The organism is Gilliamella sp. Choc6-1 (assembly GCF_001690385.1).
GTDB lineage: Bacteria > Pseudomonadota > Gammaproteobacteria > Enterobacterales > Orbaceae > Gilliamella > Gilliamella apicola_A.
Genome location: NZ_LZHI01000064.1, coordinates 123,487 through 140,052 on the forward strand (window position 1 = coordinate 123,487; position 16,566 = coordinate 140,052).

The 16,566-nt window shown below is 33.9% G+C and carries 13 protein-coding genes; 5 read left to right on the forward strand and 8 right to left on the reverse strand.

Features of this window, described 5'->3' with window-relative positions:
* Positions 1 to 24 precede the first annotated feature (24 nt).
* The gene (locus A9G36_RS08365; RefSeq protein WP_065585632.1) at positions 25 to 1,791 is read right to left on the reverse strand and encodes a PTS ascorbate-specific subunit IIBC; all 1,767 of its coding nucleotides are present in this window, start codon (positions 1,789 to 1,791) and stop codon (positions 25 to 27) included.
* Between the two features lie 425 nt (positions 1,792 to 2,216).
* Here A9G36_RS08365 and ulaR point away from each other — a divergent pair, with 425 nt between their 5' ends.
* Together ulaR and ulaG are read left to right on the forward strand one after the other, a co-directional pair.
* Positions 2,217 to 2,978 carry an HTH-type transcriptional regulator UlaR gene (ulaR, locus tag A9G36_RS08370; protein WP_065568890.1) on the forward strand — a complete coding sequence of 254 codons (762 nt, stop codon included), beginning with the start codon at positions 2,217 to 2,219 and terminating at the stop codon, positions 2,976 to 2,978.
* A gap of 26 nt (positions 2,979 to 3,004) precedes the next feature.
* Positions 3,005 to 4,072 (forward strand): L-ascorbate 6-phosphate lactonase, encoded by a 1,068-nt coding sequence (gene ulaG, locus A9G36_RS08375; RefSeq protein WP_065568891.1) that lies wholly within the window; start codon positions 3,005 to 3,007, stop codon positions 4,070 to 4,072.
* 90 nt (positions 4,073 to 4,162) lie between these two features.
* Here the strand turns inward: ulaG and recG are convergent, their stop codons facing one another.
* The 5 genes from recG to pmbA all read right to left on the reverse strand — a co-directional run bounded on the left by recG (position 4,163) and on the right by pmbA (position 12,008).
* Positions 4,163 to 6,256, reverse strand: a complete 2,094-nt coding sequence (gene recG, locus A9G36_RS08380) for an ATP-dependent DNA helicase RecG (RefSeq protein WP_065585633.1) — start codon at positions 6,254 to 6,256, stop codon at positions 4,163 to 4,165.
* On the reverse strand, positions 6,253 to 8,367 hold the full coding sequence (spoT, locus tag A9G36_RS08385) for a bifunctional GTP diphosphokinase/guanosine-3',5'-bis pyrophosphate 3'-pyrophosphohydrolase (RefSeq protein WP_065568893.1): 2,115 nt from the start codon (positions 8,365 to 8,367) through the stop codon (positions 6,253 to 6,255). Before spoT ends, recG begins: the two co-directional genes overlap by 4 nt.
* Before the next feature lie 18 nt (positions 8,368 to 8,385).
* Complete coding sequence (gene rpoZ, locus A9G36_RS08390) at positions 8,386 to 8,676, reverse strand: DNA-directed RNA polymerase subunit omega (RefSeq protein ID WP_034943286.1); 291 nt, start codon at positions 8,674 to 8,676, stop codon at positions 8,386 to 8,388.
* A 247-nt stretch (positions 8,677 to 8,923) separates the two neighbouring features.
* Positions 8,924 to 10,648 (reverse strand): SulP family inorganic anion transporter, encoded by a 1,725-nt coding sequence (locus A9G36_RS08395; protein WP_218055781.1) that lies wholly within the window; start codon positions 10,646 to 10,648, stop codon positions 8,924 to 8,926.
* A 7-nt stretch (positions 10,649 to 10,655) separates the two neighbouring features.
* Positions 10,656 to 12,008, reverse strand: coding sequence for a metalloprotease PmbA (gene pmbA, locus A9G36_RS08400; RefSeq protein ID WP_065568894.1), 1,353 nt, complete (start codon positions 12,006 to 12,008; stop codon positions 10,656 to 10,658).
* Positions 12,009 to 12,091: 83 nt separating this feature from the next.
* Here pmbA and yjgA point away from each other — a divergent pair, with 83 nt between their 5' ends.
* The 3 genes from yjgA (at position 12,092) to cspE (ending at position 14,186) form a co-directional block, all read left to right on the forward strand.
* Entirely contained in the window at positions 12,092 to 12,628 is a 537-nt protein-coding gene (gene yjgA / locus A9G36_RS08405) for a ribosome biogenesis factor YjgA (protein ID WP_065585634.1), read from the forward strand.
* A 66-nt stretch (positions 12,629 to 12,694) separates the two neighbouring features.
* On the forward strand, positions 12,695 to 13,225 hold the full coding sequence (gene ppa / locus A9G36_RS08410) for an inorganic diphosphatase (protein ID WP_034943289.1): 531 nt from the start codon (positions 12,695 to 12,697) through the stop codon (positions 13,223 to 13,225).
* 751 nt (positions 13,226 to 13,976) lie between these two features.
* Complete coding sequence (gene cspE / locus A9G36_RS08415) at positions 13,977 to 14,186, forward strand: transcription antiterminator/RNA stability regulator CspE (protein WP_034943290.1); 210 nt, start codon at positions 13,977 to 13,979, stop codon at positions 14,184 to 14,186.
* Positions 14,187 to 14,268: 82 nt separating this feature from the next.
* Here the strand turns inward: cspE and gapA are convergent, their stop codons facing one another.
* Together gapA and A9G36_RS08425 are read right to left on the reverse strand one after the other, a co-directional pair.
* Positions 14,269 to 15,267, reverse strand: a complete 999-nt coding sequence (gapA, locus tag A9G36_RS08420; protein ID WP_034943291.1) for a glyceraldehyde-3-phosphate dehydrogenase — start codon at positions 15,265 to 15,267, stop codon at positions 14,269 to 14,271.
* Between the two features lie 854 nt (positions 15,268 to 16,121).
* On the reverse strand, positions 16,122 to 16,566 hold a 445-nt coding region (locus tag A9G36_RS08425), incomplete at its 5' end, for an integrase core domain-containing protein (RefSeq protein ID WP_141670642.1).

A 16,566-nucleotide genomic window follows, 5' to 3' on the forward strand; every position in this document is an offset into this window, starting at 1 on the left:
GTGTACTCCTTAAGTATTTAAAATCTATTTTAAAAGCACTTGTTCAATTAGTTTTATAAGCTCATCGCCAAAGGTTTGTGGGTTTAGCATATTTTGCACACCTAATGCATGTTGACCTTCATTAACTTCGATTTCATGAATAAGATGCTTAGAAGCGACGATGATATCGACATTTGGCAAACGTGATTTGTAATCTGTTACAGCACAGGAGTCCATTTCGTTTGGAATACCTTTTTTATTTAGATAATTGGCGATTTTCATTTTCATCATCATTGATGAACCTTGCCCACTACCGCATACCGCTAAAATCCGCACTGGACGACCTTCACTCACAGCAACTTCATCCATTTTTTCAAGTACAGCTTCGTTAATATCTTGATGTTCATCGTTAATTTCTGGTTTTTTTTGTTGTATGGACTCTTCCTGGCGCAACTGTTTAGCAGCAAAAAACATGTAAATTAACGCAAGTGCTATCAGTACATAGATAAATAAATGAGAATAAAACAAACCTTGCAAAATCGGTGGGAATAAAATTGCCCAATCTGCCATACCCATCCATGAATCAATTGGCGTGCTGTTTTGCGCAAAGATATTAATCACCCAAGCTGAACCAAATACCTCTATCATTCCCATGAAAAAACATATTTTCATTACCGCTTTCCATCCACCGAAATGGTTAGCAAATACTCCGATAGTTGCATTGGAGAAGAACATCGGTATAAATCCCGGAATAATCATAATTGGCGATTTGAAGATAAGGAGCAAGCCAATCGCTAAGAATTGCCCTAATGCCCCCCAAATAAAACCAAATACCATCGCATTTGGAGAAAAAGCGTAAATTGCCGCACAGTCAATGGCTAATACTGCGTTAGGGATCAGTTTTTCTGAAATACCTTTGAAAGCTTCAGATAATTCAGCAACAAACATGCGTACACCACCAACAATAACTTGAATTGCGACGGCAAATTTAAGCCCTGTTTCAAAGATGTAGATAGTCCAATGAGTGGAACCTGCCATTGTTTGTAAATTATCTAACCCAAAGGAAAGTAATATAATACCGAAGAAAATCGTCATTACGATTGTGGTTGCAGCAATACTATCATGAAAAATATGTAACCATTTTGGTAATTTTAGATTATCAACTGTGTCGTTTTTATCACCTAATTTTGGTGCCACTTTAACCGCAATCCAAGAACCTAGCTGTTGCTGATGACCAATTGAAAACCCAGCTCCACCAGTTACCGCTTCGGTTGGTTTGAACATCATATTAGAAAATATGCCCCAATAAAGTGCGGTGATAATAGCCGAATAGATGATGGTTTCCCACATGCTGTAGCCAAAAAGAAAGTAAAATAGTGCAATTAAACCGACCTGTTGGAACATAATATGACCAGTTAACATAATAGTTCGAATACCTGTCAGGCGTCGAAAAATAACTAATAAAATATTGATAGCTAAAGCGAGTAAAACTGCATAACCTACCCATGAATAGTGCTCACCCATACCATTTTCAACGGCCACCATAGAGGCATAAGTATCAATAATTGAGCCTTTAATACCATGGTATTCTGCAAGTTTAGCAATAACAGGTTTAAATGTTGAAACCAACACACCAGATCCAACTTGCAATAGCATAAATCCAACAATGGTCTTAATTGTACCTTTTAACACTGTAGTTAGATCTTTACGTAATAAACAATAACCAAGCATCGTCACTAAGCCAAGTAACAAAGGCGCTTTTGTCATCACTTGACTATAAAAAATATAAAATACGTTATAGATTGCTTCCATATGTTCCTCTCATCAGTTATTGACATTTCTTATTGTCCTTACAACACTACATTTTGATATTGCGTTTTAGCTAAATGCCTCTCATCAAAATACTTACAACCTGCAAAGTGAATGAATGGAAACGCTGATCACTTTAATGTTATTCGTAATGACTTATTAGATAGCACTTACTATATTCTACAATCAAAACAAATCACTCAATGATTATTTATGATTACTTTGATAAAGATCACTTTTCTATGATAACCATTATAATATCTGTGACAGTCATCACAATTTATAAAAAATTACAAGAAAAAAATAAAAATAAGCATTATTATCAACATATTAAATAATTAATCATTAATAAATTAAATTATAATAATTGACAACAACATAAATAAAAATTACGATAAAATAATCAAATTTAATCATAAAATATAAAAATGAACGAAATTACACGGCATAACGAAATAGTAGCGTTGGTAAACGAAAAAGGTATGGTTAAAGTGACTGAGTTGATCGCAAACTTTGCTATATCGCCAGCAACAGCAAGGCGAGATATTACTAAGCTTGATCAGGAAGGGCGAGTTAAAAAAGTTCGTAATGGCGTTATGCGATTAGAAGAAGTAAAACCAATCTGGGCACCGATTGACAACAACAATACCGATCATTATCACGAAAAAGCACGTATTGCAATTCGTGCTGCACAGTTATGCAACAGTGATGAAAATATTGTTATAAATTGTGGATCGACAGCTTTTTTACTAGGGCGTGAACTGTGTGGGAAAGATGTTTCAATTATTACTAATTATTTTCCATTAGCTTGTTATTTAATTGAGCATGATCATGAAAATGTCATCATTATGGGTGGATTATATAACAAAACACAAAATATTATTCTTAACCCTATTGCTAACATAACCGATTCTTATGCAGGCAAGTGGATGTTTACTAGTGGTAAAACATTAACACCAACTGGTCTTTATAAAAACGAAATTCTAGGTGCTATAGCTGAACAACAAATATTGGAAAAAACTGAAAAATTAGTTGTGGTCGTTGATAGCTCAAAAATTGATACTAAGGCCAATTCTGGCATGCTTTTTTGCCCAGTAAATAAAATTGATATTTTGATTACTGGAAAACAAGCCAATAAGGACGTAATTGAATGCATTAAGGAGCAAGGCGTTGAAGTTATTTTAGTTTAACTATTAAATTGTAAAAGGAACAGAGTATGAGTAAAGTAAATGAAATTACCCGTGAATCGTGGATATTAAATACATTTCCTGAGTGGGGAACTTGGCTTAATGAGGAGATTGAAGCTACAGAGGTTAAACCCAATACATTTACTATGTGGTGGCTTGCTTGTACAGGTATTTGGTTGAAATCAGCAGGTAATACCAATATATCTGTTGATTTTTGGTGTGGTACTGGTAAAAAAACTCACGCAAACCCATTAATGAACAAGCAACACCAAATGATGCGAATGGGTGGAGTCCGTGAATTGCAGCCTAACTTAAGAACCAGTCCATTTGTTCTTGATCCTTTTGCAATAAAAAAAATTGATGCAGTGATGGCAACGCATGATCATGCCGATCATATTGATGTAAATGTTGCTGCTGCGGTTATTCAAAACTGTTCACCCAAAGTAAAATTTATTGGTCCAAAAGCTTGTGTGGAATTATGGAAAAGCTGGGGCGTACCTGAAGAACGTTGTATTGTTGCTAAAGTGGGAGAAACAATTGAGGTAGGTGATATTACAATTCGAGTATTAGACTCTTTTGATAGAACATCGTTGGTGACTTTGCCAAAAGGCGTATCATCAACCGATAAATCTATTTTAGATGGTATGAATGATAGAGCGGTAAATTACCTATTTGAAACATCAGGCGGTTCACTGTATCACTCTGGTGATTCCCACTATTCTAACTATTATGCCAAACATGGGAATGATTACAAAATTGATGTAGCACTGCTGTCTTATGGCGAAAATCCTCGTGGCGTGACCGATAAAATGACATCGGCCGATATTTTGCGAGCAGCTGAATCTCTTAATACTCAAGTTGTGATCCCTTTCCACCATGATATTTGGGCAAACTTCCAAAGCGATCCTCGTGAAATTGAAGTTTTATGGAAAATGAAAAAAGATCGTCTTGATTATAAATTTACACCTTTCTTTTGGCAAGTTGGTGGTAAATATACTTACCCAACCGATAAGAATAAAATGCATTATCAACATTATCGTGGCTTTAGAGATATTTTTATCGATGAACCAGAGTTGCCGTATCGCTCATTCTTATAATCGGCGAATTTAGCTATTAGACTTTAACGTGTGGACGGATTCAAATGATAATTTTATCATCCACACGTCAATCTAACTTAACATTATTAATCAAGCATTAATATACTTTTCACGATTTGGAAGCCAACAATCAACTAATTGCGCTGCGCTTTGTGGGTGATTTGTTTGGATATCATAAGAGGCTTGTTGTACTTCACTAATCAAATGTTGATCACGAATTAGATCAACAACTTTAAAATTAGCCACTCCCATTTGCCTAGTACCTAAAATTTCGCCACCACCACGAAGTTCAAGATCTTTTTGGGCAATAACAAATCCATCTGTACTTTCACGCATTACCTTCATGCGTGCTTGGGCAACTTTGCTTAAAGGCGCTTGATACATAAGCACACAATGCGATACCGCCGTTCCACGCCCTACTCGCCCTCGCAATTGATGTAATTGAGCTAAGCCTAATCGTTCTGCATTTTCGATAATCATTAAACTCGCATTAGGCACATCAACACCGACTTCAATAACCGTTGTAGCAACAAGTAGTTGAATCATTCCAGCTTTAAAGTCTTGCATGACTGATTGTTTTAAATCTGATTTCATTTTGCCGTGTACTAAAGCAATATTAAGATGTGGCAATCTTTGTTGTAATTCTTCTACAAGTATTTCAGCAGCTTGGGCATCAAGCATTTCAGATTCTTCAACTAATGTACAAACCCAATAAACTTGGCGGTTATCAAGGCAAGCTTGGTTGACACGTTCAATAATTTCATCACGACGAGTATTAGGTATGACAACTGTAGTAATGGGCGTTCGCCCAGGCGGTAATTCATCAATGATAGAAACATCTAAATCTGCATATACTGTCATGGCTAGTGTTCGAGGAATCGGCGTTGCAGTCATAATTAATTGGTGTGGATGAAAGTTATTTTTAATACCTTTTTCCCAAAGAGTTAAACGTTGGTTTACACCGAAGCGATGCTGTTCATCAATAATGACTAATCCTAACGAAGCAAACTCAACTTTATCCACAAACACTGCATGCGTACCAATTAACATGGTGATTTCACCATTTTTAATACGTTCATAACGAAGCTGCTTATTTTTAGCGGTTAATCGACCAGATAACCATTCAAGGCTAATCCCTAACGGCGTAAACCAATTATTGAAATTGTTATAGTGCTGTTCAGCTAATATTTCGGTCGGCGCCATTAACACCACTTGATTACCGTTTTCAATCGCATTTAATGCAGCTAAAGCAGCAACTAACGTTTTACCAGAACCTACATCACCTTGAATTAATCGCATCATGGGCACTGCTTTGGTCATATCTTGATAGATATCTTGCACAACGCGTTGCTGAGCACGAGTTGGCGTAAAAGGTAATAAGGATAAAAATGGCTTAATTAAGCGCTGGCTTGGATAAAATGGATGCGATCGCTGGTTTTGGTTATGTTTTTTTATCATCAACATACTTAAATGGTAAGCAATTAACTCTTCAAAAATAAAACGTTTAATCGCAGGATGTTCACCCGATTCTAACAGTTTAATCTCAGTATCAATTGGTGGATTGTGGATAATATTTAGTGAGTCATATGCACTTAAATAACGACTTGCCAGCTTTTCTGGCAAAATCTCCTCAGGAAGATTACGTTTAAGTAATAGTAAAGCTGATTGAATTAATTTACGAATGACATTCTGAGTCAATCCATAGGTTGTGGAATAAATAGGTGTAAAACGTTCTTGGTTATCCTCCAAATTAACCGTTTTTTCTTGAAGGTTTGTCTTTATTTTAAATTGGGGATGAATAATTTCGGGATACGTTTTTCCGTTTTTAACCTCACCGTAAGCCGTGATCCATTTTCCCGGAACTAAGCTTGCTTTCATTCCAGCATTAAAATGCATGAATCTTAATATCGCAATACCTGAGTCGTCTTGAATATGACAGATTAACATTTGTCGGCGTCTAAAAATTACTTCACTTTTTATAATCCGCCCTTCTATAGTGGTGTATTCACCTATAGAAACATCTCCAATGGCACATGAAGAAGTACGATCCTCATAACGTAGAGGAAAATGCAATAATAAATCTTGAACTGTGTATATGCCCAGTGTATGGAATTTTTTTTCTAGATTACTCCCAATACCCGTTAATTGTATCAATGGCAGTTGACTAAAAAATCGGCTCATCATCGCTGATTAACATTACGAGTGACACTAACAACATCTTGCTGAAATGAGATTTTCCGCATTAAATCATTAAGTTTTTGTGTATTCTTAACTTCAATTTGAAGGATAATCGTGTAAATTTGCCTATCTTTTTCTTCAGTATTAAGCCATTGTATATGTGCTTGCTCATCATTAATGATAGAAAGAATATGTCCAAGTGATCCTTGATTATTGGTAATATCCACCCAAATTTCAGCGACAAATAGCTGTGTAATATCTAGCGCCCATCTTGTTAAAATATATTGTTCGGGGTTGTTTTGATAACCAGAAACATTTCGGCAAGATTCATGATGCACTGTTAATCCTTTTTCTGGGCTAACCAACCCAACAATAGGATCATTAGGAATTGGATGACAACATTTTGAAAAGGTCACTAAAACACCTTCACTACCAGTGATAACAAGTGTTTTATTTGTCTCAGACAAATCTTGAAATAATTCTTCGTGTACTATTCCTTTAGCAATAAAATGGCTCATGATATTTCCAAGCCCAATTTCCGCTAACACATCATCAAAAGATTGCAATTTTGTTAACTCAATAATCTTATTTTTCTGTTTTATAGAAAGCGCATTAATACCACCAGACCTAAGCAAGGATAGGTTTAGCAATCGTCGACCTAATTCAATTGCATCTTCACGTTTTAATGTTTTTAACGCTTGACGAATGCGCGATCGAGCTTTAGCACTAACTACAAAATTTAACCAGTTAGCATTAGGTCTACTCTCTTGAGAAGTAATAATTTCAACCGTTTGCCCGTTACTTAAGGGTTGTGAAAGAGGATATGGCTTACGATCCACAATTGCACCAATACATTGATATCCAATATCTGAATGGACTGCATAAGCTAAATCAACTGCAGTCGCTCCTTCTGGTAACTGCACTATACGACCTTTTGGTGTAAAAACATAAATCTCTTTAGGAAATAAATCTGATTTTACGTTTTCTATAAACTCAAATGAATTACCTACACTTTGTTGCAATTCAAGTAAGCTTTGCATCCAACGTTGAGCTTTAATTTGTGCTGTTGTATTATTGAGCGCATTGTTTTCATGATAAACCCAATGCGCAGCTACTCCCATTTCAGCCATTTGATCCATATCTTCAGTACGGATCTGAACCTCAACTGGTGTGCCATGTGGACCAATTAATGAAGAATGTAATGATTGATAACCATTCGCTTTTGGAATAGCAATATAGTCTTTAAAACGATTAAGGCGTGGTTTATAAAGATTATGCACAAGGCCAAGTGCACGGTAACAAGCATCAATATCTTTCACCAAAATTCTAAAAATATAAATATCCATAATTGAATGAAAATGCTGCTCGCGCATTTGCATTTTCTGATAAATCACATAAATATTTTTTTCTAATCCTTCAACTTCTGCATCAATGTGGGCTTCTAATAATCGACTTCTGATCTCAGATAAGATCTGCTGAATAAGTTCTTTTCTTGTTCCTCGAGCGGACTTGATAACTTTTTCGATGACTTTTGCTCGGTTTGGATGCATAGCTGTAAAGCCTAAAACTTCGAGCTCTGTTTTGATATGATGAATACCGAGACGATGTGCTAGTGGTGCATAAATTTCTAGCGTTTCTTTTGCAATCCGACGCCGCTTATCAGGCCTTAACGCAGCAAGAGTTCTCATGTTGTGCGTACGGTCAGCAAGTTTAATCAAAATAACCCTAACATCTTCAGCCATTGCAAGCATCATTTTCCGAAAATTTTCGGCTTGTGCTTCTTGTCTATTACGAAACTTTAATTTATCAAGCTTAGATACACCCTCAACGAGAATGGCAATATGTTTACCAAAATGATTGGTGATATCTTGAAAAGTTACTGTTGTATCTTCTATGGTATCATGCAAAAGTGCAGCGATAATTGTATCACAATCAAGCCGCATCTCGGCCAATATTGCTGCAACTGCAATGGGATGAGTTATATATGATTCACCACTACTTCGGAATTGCCCTTGATGAGCTTTCTTAGCAAAAAGATAAGCACCTTGTATAATCTCAACTTGTTTAGGAGGAAGATACGACGTAATGATTTCTTTTAAGCTATCAAAATATTGCATAGGCAATTCCTGTTAAGCTTATTCGTACGATGGCGTATTTTCAAGGAGAATCGATTCATGCAGAGTAGAAAGTACTTCTGCCTCTTCTTCTTGGCGTGTTTGAAAATCAGCAGTATCAAGAATATTTTTATTTACAAGACCATCTTCAATTTCACGCAAAGCAACAACAGTTTCTTTGTCGTTTTCTTCGGGAATTAGTGGTGATTTATTTTCGACTTGTAATTGGCGAGCACGCCTTGCTGCAACTAAAACGAGATCAAAGCGATTACCTATTTTTTCTACTGCATCTTGGACAGTTACACGAGCCATTTTTACCTCTGATGATTTTACTTGTTTGCTTAATTTAAAAGATCTATTATTTTACTTAAATTTGTAGGGAATTGTCTATATTAATATCTTACTATTATTAAAATAGAAAAGTTCTCAAAAAAACAAAAAGCTATTTTTTGTAAAATATTTATTAATAACATTGAATCTAATGTTAATTTTTATACATTTTCTGTTGAGGAGACAGGTTGCTTACTCCTTAATTTATTAAAAATAAATATAATGCAGATTAATCAAACTTATTTTTTTCCATATGTCTCCTGCTTTGAACTAATCGAACAGCGAAATAAAGATCATAAGTAATTTCAATACATTTATCATCGAGATTAATATTCATTTGTTTAAACCAATTTTTAAGTGTTTTTCGTCTACCCGATAAAATCAAAACAACATTACGTATTTTCAGCGATCTGACTAGTTCATCAATGCCCGATATTACGCTGACATCTTTATAGGTAAAGCAGGGTATTGCGTCAACAATAACATAGTTAATTGGTTCCTCTGCTTCATCAATAAAATTAATAATTCTTCTTTTAAAATAGGCAATATTAAAATAGGTTAATGGAGAGTTAAATCTATAAATAATGGTATTATTTACTGGATTAACACCTTGTCCTAATGAATGAATTCTCCCACTTTCATCAATGCCTAATAGTTGATCTTTAGGTCTAAATATACGTCGTAAAAATAAAAATAGACCTAATAAAACAGCAAGAGCCATACCTGGAATAATTCCAATTAAGAGTACCGCAATTAGAGTTGATAAGCTTAAATAAAAAGCGTCACGATCAAATTTAAAAAAGCGAATGATCGTTTGAAAATTAATTAAGGAAATTGAAGAATAAATTAAAATCACCCCTAATACACAAGTTGGAATATACTGCAAAGGGGAAAGCAAAAACATTACTACAAAACCAATTAAGATTGCGGCAATAATTGAAACTAGCTGTGTTTTACCCCCATTTGCATCATTCACAGCAGTTCTTGATGATGTACCACTAACGACAAAACCTTGTGATAGCCCTGCTGCAATATTAGCCATACCTAACGCTTTAAATTCGACATCGGCATTTGTTTCATAGTTATTTTTAGAAGCAAAACTACGTACTGTTATCATCATACTAACAAAACAGATGATAGCAATATTAAGCGAAGGTACAACTAAATCACGCATTAAACCTTTATCAAAATCAATCCATGATTCGACAGGAATAAAATCACTGCTCACATTACCAATAATACGAATATTAAAATGATCAAAATTAAACAACCATGAAAATATCGTCATCACAATAACAGCTAACAGTGGAGCTGGATATTGTGGTTTTAATCGCTTTAAACTAACTAAAATCAGCAAAGTAAAAAATGAAACTAGTGCTGTTCCTATATGAATTTGGAATATCTTAAATGGAAAATAAATAATTCGCTCAATCAAATAGGAATAATCATAATGAAATCCTAATGTTTTAGCTAATTGATCAACCATAATAGTAATTGAAATTCCATTAAGCAAACCAATTAAAATAGGTTGACTCAGTAAGTCAGCCAGTGCACCAAGATGCAACTTCCCGGCAATAATACACCAAATACCGATCATAATTGTTAATATAACAACTAATTGCCAACGTAATACAGGATCATTAACCGCTAACGGCAATACAACAGCAGCAACCACCGCACAAGTTGCTGTATCAGGCCCAACAATTAGTTGTTTAGAAGAGCCAAAAAGCGCATACACAATTAAAGGTAAAATAGTTGAATATAGCCCTGCTATTGCACCGACTCCCGTTAATTCAGCATAAGCAATGGACACAGGTAACGAAACAGCAGCAACCGATAAGCCCGCTTTAAGATCAAAAGTAAAATATTCTCGCTTATATTGTAATAAACTACTTAACCCCGGCATCCATGAAGTTATTTTTTGAAAAAAGGTACTATGTAAAAATCTGCCCATACTGCTCTTATTTCCCTGCTATACTCATATTATCAATCAAAATTGAACCACATTGAATATTCGTTCTTGTTTCGACATCATTACCAATTGCGACAATATTTTTATACATATCTTTCAGATTACCAGCAATAGTAATTTCACTAACTGGATATTGAATCTTTCCATTTTCAACCCAAAAACCCGTTGCTCCACGAGAATAATCACCCGTAACAATATTAACACCTTGCCCCATTAATGAAGTAATCATTATCCCTTTATCTAATTTCTTAAGCATCGCATCAAAATCAGCATCATATAGGCTTGATGATACTATCCAGTTGTGAATGCCACCGGCATGACCGGTTGAAATTAACCCTAACTTTCTAGCAGAATAATTACTTAGCAAATAGGTTTGTAAAACACCTTGTTCAATGATATTACGTTTAATGGTTTTAGTACCTTCACTATCAAAAGGTGAAGAACCTATTCCTTTTAAAACATGGGGATCTTCATGAATAGTAGTCCAAGAAGGTAGAATCGATTCTCCCAACCTGTCTAATAAAAAAGAAGATTTACGATATATTGAGCCACCACTTATGGCACCTATCAAATGCCCAAGTAATCCAACTGCAACTTCTGCACAAAATAGTACAGGTACTTGCATAGTTGAAATTTTCTTACTGCCCAAATGAGAAACTGCTTTTTTTGCTGCTTGTTCTCCAACCCATAAGGGGGAAGCTAAATCATTGGTATCACGTGATGATGTATAAGCATAATTACGCTCCATTTGCCCACCTTCCTCGGCAATGACCGAGCAAGAAAGTGAGTGCGAACTCGCACAATACCCTTGTAACATTCCTAAACTATTACCATAAACATAAATCCCGTATCGGCTACTAAAATAACCGCCATCACTATTAACAAGCTTAGAGTGAGCCAAAGCCATTTCTTCGGCCATTTTTGCTTGTTCTATGGCTTTATCAACATTTAACTCACTTGGGTAGAATAAATCTAAATCAGGAGGATTAAATGCCATTTGATTAACATCGCCTAAACCCGAGCAAGGATCAGCAGAAGTGTACCGCATAATATTAATCGCCATATCAATCGTTTGTGAAATAGCTATTGGCGATAAATCATTGGTTGAGGCACTTCCCTTACGTTGGTTTTGGAAAACGGTAATTGCTAATGCGCCATCACTATTAAATTCTACGTTTTCGGCCTCACCAAAGCGAGTGCTTACACTTAGTCCTGTTGCTTGATTAATCGAGACTTCCACTGAATCGACTCTTTTTTTAGCTTGTTCTATAGCATTAGCTACAATAGCTGATAAATGTAATTTTTGGCTTATAGCATCTTTTTTTATCTGTTCAATACTCATTTATTATTTTCTACAATTCTGCTAATGATACGCTATAATAAGCCAGAATTACATTTTAGTTAACTGTTAACACAAGAAATCCTATGAATTACCAAAAAGAGTTAATCACTGCGCAAGAATTTAACAAAAAAGACATTGAAGATGAAATTATTTATGTCAGCAAAAGTGAAATAAAAAGAGATGCTGAAGCTTTAAAGAAATTGGGAGTTGAATTAGTTAATTTAAGCAAAAATGAAATTGATAAGATCCCACTTGATGAAGATTTACGTTATTCAATTGAACTTGCAAAAAAAATTAAAAAAGAGGGATACAGAAGACAGATTCAATATATCGGAAAACTACTTCGTAACCGCGATATTGAACCAATTACTCAAGCACTTGATAAACTTAAAAATCGCCATAATCAACAAGTCGCAATGTTTCATAAGATTGAAAAACTGAGAGATGATTTGATTGAAACAGGTGATGCAGAAATTATTATTGGTTTATTTCCCACAGCTGATAGGCAGCAGCTTCGCGCTTTAGCTCGGGCAGCTAAGAAAGAAAAAGAAGCCAATAAAACACAAAAAGTAGCCAAGCAAATTTTTCAATACTTAAGAGATTTAAATGATACTGAATAATTTTAATAGGCGCACTTATTTACTTATCATTAAACAATATTATTAACAAAGATAGAGGATACTAAAATGGGACTATTAAATGTACCTGCAGGTAAAGATTTACCCGATGATATTTACGTTGTGATTGAAATTCCTGCTAATTCTGATCCAATTAAATATGAAGTTGATAAAGACACAGGCACGGTTTTTGTTGACCGGTTTATGTCAACAACAATGTTTTATCCATGTAATTATGGTTATATTAATCATACTTTATCACTTGATGGTGATCCAGTTGATGTATTAGTCCCAACTCCATACCCATTACAACCTGGTTCAGTTATTCGTTGCCGCCCAGTTGGTGTATTAAAAATGAAGGATGAAGCAGGTGAAGATGCAAAACTTGTTGCTGTTCCACATACAAAATTATCAAAAGAGTATGACCATATTAAAGATGTAAATGATTTACCTGAACTGCTTAAATCTCAAATTAAGCACTTTTTTGAACAATATAAAGCACTTGAAAAAGGCAAATGGGTTAAAGTTGAAGGTTGGGAGAATGCTGAAGCTGCTCGTAAAGAGATTGTTGAATCATTTGAAAGAGCAAAAAGTAAATAGTTTCACCTAATAATACGTTTTAATCAGATAGAATTCATTACCTAAGTTAAGCTATAAGATCATATCTTATGGCTTTTAATTTGATTTCGAAAATATTTTGTTAAGACATCCTATAAATGTATCATTTATATTCTTTTTAGTCCCACAAAAATTTGAAATATGGTTACCAATATGATTTTACCTGGATATTGTAGAGTTTAACTTCTTACATCTGACCAAACATTTTTGGCAGAAATTAAATTATAAAAAAGTAACAAGATAAAAATGACTATTTAGAATAACCCTATTTCATTTAACTCACGTTTTTAAAATGTCCATAAAAACGCATAAAACAAATAATATTATAAATTTGTTTACTTTTATAAATTGGATACATAATAGTTAATATTAACCTTCCTCATTTCCTTAGATCTGCACTTAATTTAGTATTCTTTACTTTCGAAATAAATTAAAAATTTTTTATCGGCTAATAATTTGCTATATATCAAATTATGCGACACATATAAAAATTTTATAAAAAACTTCACTCTAAGATAAAAAAACTGTCATTAATTTCTTGCTTTCAAATATAAATTATGCGGTAATAGTAACAGACTTATGACGCAGTACATTTCTATGAAAACGGTTAACAATTATGATGTAGTTTATTAGTCATTTTTTTGTTTTTTATCTGTTGAATTATTAATGTTGCGTAAAAAGTCTATACGAGCCTAAAAGGCAAAATATTAATTATTGTTAGGATATCTAGTAAATGAATAAGAAAACAGGCCAAGTAAAATGGTTTAACGAGAGTAAAGGTTTTGGGTTTATCACGCCAGCCGATGGGAGCAAAGACGTATTTGTTCACTTCTCAGCAATTTCCGGTGACGGATTTAAAACGCTAGCAGAAGGACAACAAGTTGAATTTGCTATCCAAGATAGCCCTCGCGGACCAGCAGCTTCAGAAGTCGTCGTAATTTAATTAATATAGTAATATTATTATTAAAAACGCCCATTCTTGATAATGGGCGTTTTTAGTTACTTTTTTAGCGCTTTAATAACGATTATTTTTTAGAAACAACAGCTATTAAATCTAATACTTTGTTAGAATAACCCACTTCATTGTCATACCAAGAAACAAGCTTCACAAAAGTATCGCTGATTTGAATACCTGCTTTCGCATCAAATACAGAAGTACAAACTTCACCTAAGAAATCTGTAGAAACAACTGCATCTTCTGTATAACCAAGAACACCTTTCATTGAGCCTTCAGAAGCAGCTTTAATCACTTTACAGATATCTTCGTATTTAGCTGGTTTAGATAAACGAGCAGTTAAGTCAACAACAGAAACGTCTGGAGTTGGAACGCGGAAAGCCATACCAGTTAATTTTCCATTTAATTCAGGAATAACTTTACCTACAGCTTTGGCTGCACCTGTTGATGAAGGTATGATGTTTTGAGCTGCACCACGACCACCACGCCAATCTTTATGTGATGGACCATCTACAGTTTTTTGAGTTGCAGTTGTAGCGTGTACTGTTGTCATTAGACCTTCAACAATACCAAAGTTGTCGTTAATAACTTTAGCTAAAGGCGCTAAACAGTTAGTTGTACATGAAGCATTAGAAACAATATCTTGACCAGCATAATCTTTATCATTAACACCCATAACGAACATAGGAGTGTTATCTTTAGAAGGTCCAGTTAAAACAACTTTTTTAGCACCAGCCTGGATGTGCTTACGAGCTGTTGCATCATCTAAGAATAAACCTGTAGCTTCGGCAACAACATCAACACCTACTTCATTCCATTTTAAGTTTGCAGGATCTCTCTCAGCAGTAACACGGATTGTTTTCCCATTAACAACCAATTTGCCATCTTTAACTTCAACAGTACCATCAAAACGGCCGTGAGTTGAATCATATTTAAGCATGTAAGCCATATAATCAACATCTAATAAATCATTGATTGCGACGATCTCAATGTCAGAACGTTTTTGTGCTGCACGGAAAACAATACGGCCAATACGACCAAATCCATTAATACCTACTTTGATTGTCATAACACTTACCTTCTTTATTTGTTAAATGATAAAATAATTAACAGTAAACTATCAAATTTTTATGGTTTATTCAAGTTGATTCCAAATAATTGCGCAAGAATAAATTAAACTGAAAATTATCCTAATAATCAGATAATATTGAATACTTATTTTTAAAATAAGGATAATTTGTAGGTATTAATACCGATTATGTAATTTAATTACAATATAGAATTGTTATTAATATGATTACTCATTTTAATATCTCTAAATAAGTTTGAAATTGTGATGATAATTAAAAAGATTAATATATATTCGCTTATTGTTATTATATAAAAATCATTGGGACATAAATGGTTTTGGAACTAATATAAAAACCATCCTTGAAGAAAGAAAAACAGGCTTTTTAACTATTAAAAAAATAATGTAGACTCTTTTTGGTAAAAGATTAATCAATTGAAAATATTAAATTACCTTTATTAAAAGTACCTAAACAAGATTTATTAGCGGATAAAATATCTTATCTTATTAAGAAATATCTTATTTTTTTAATAAATTATAAATGGGTTAAAAATTATTATTATAAAATTATAACAACAGAATAAATTGTAGCAATTTAGGTTTAAAACGTTACTTTAATCGTAATATTATTATTTGTTACCGACATTTTTAGAACTTATTTCATAATAATGTAGATCTTTAACCTATTGTAATAAAAATATTAGAAGTTACAAAATTAGTTGGTATCGCTTTAATATGATCTTCATTGCAAAATGGTAACAAAACTAATTTTCCTAGTACAGTTTAATAACTAATACTTTGTTATTAAAACAACTGTAAATGCCCCAAACTTAGTACACAATTCACGTAGAAAATTAAGCTGCTTGTTTTAGTGTTTTATACTCAATCGGTGTCATGTTATTTAATGCCTCATGCGGTCTTTCGGTATTATAAATGGTGAGCCATTCTTCGGTTATTCTCCTTGCTTGCGCTAGGTTGTTAAAAAGATATAAATCTAACACTTCAGTTCGATAAGTCCGGTTAAATCGTTCAATGTAACCATTTTGATAAGGGCTACCGGGCTTTATATAATCAATGGCTATATCATGTGATTTAGCCCAGTTTATAAAGGTTTTTCCTGTAAATTCTGGTCCATTATCTACTCGTATTTTTAATGGATATCCATGATATTCAGCCAGTTTATCTAAGTAACGGGTAATCCTTCCTGCTGGTAAGCTTACTGCAATATCAATCCCTAACGCCTCACGATTAAAGTCATCGATGACATTGAATGTTCTAAAGCGACGTTGATTACGACTA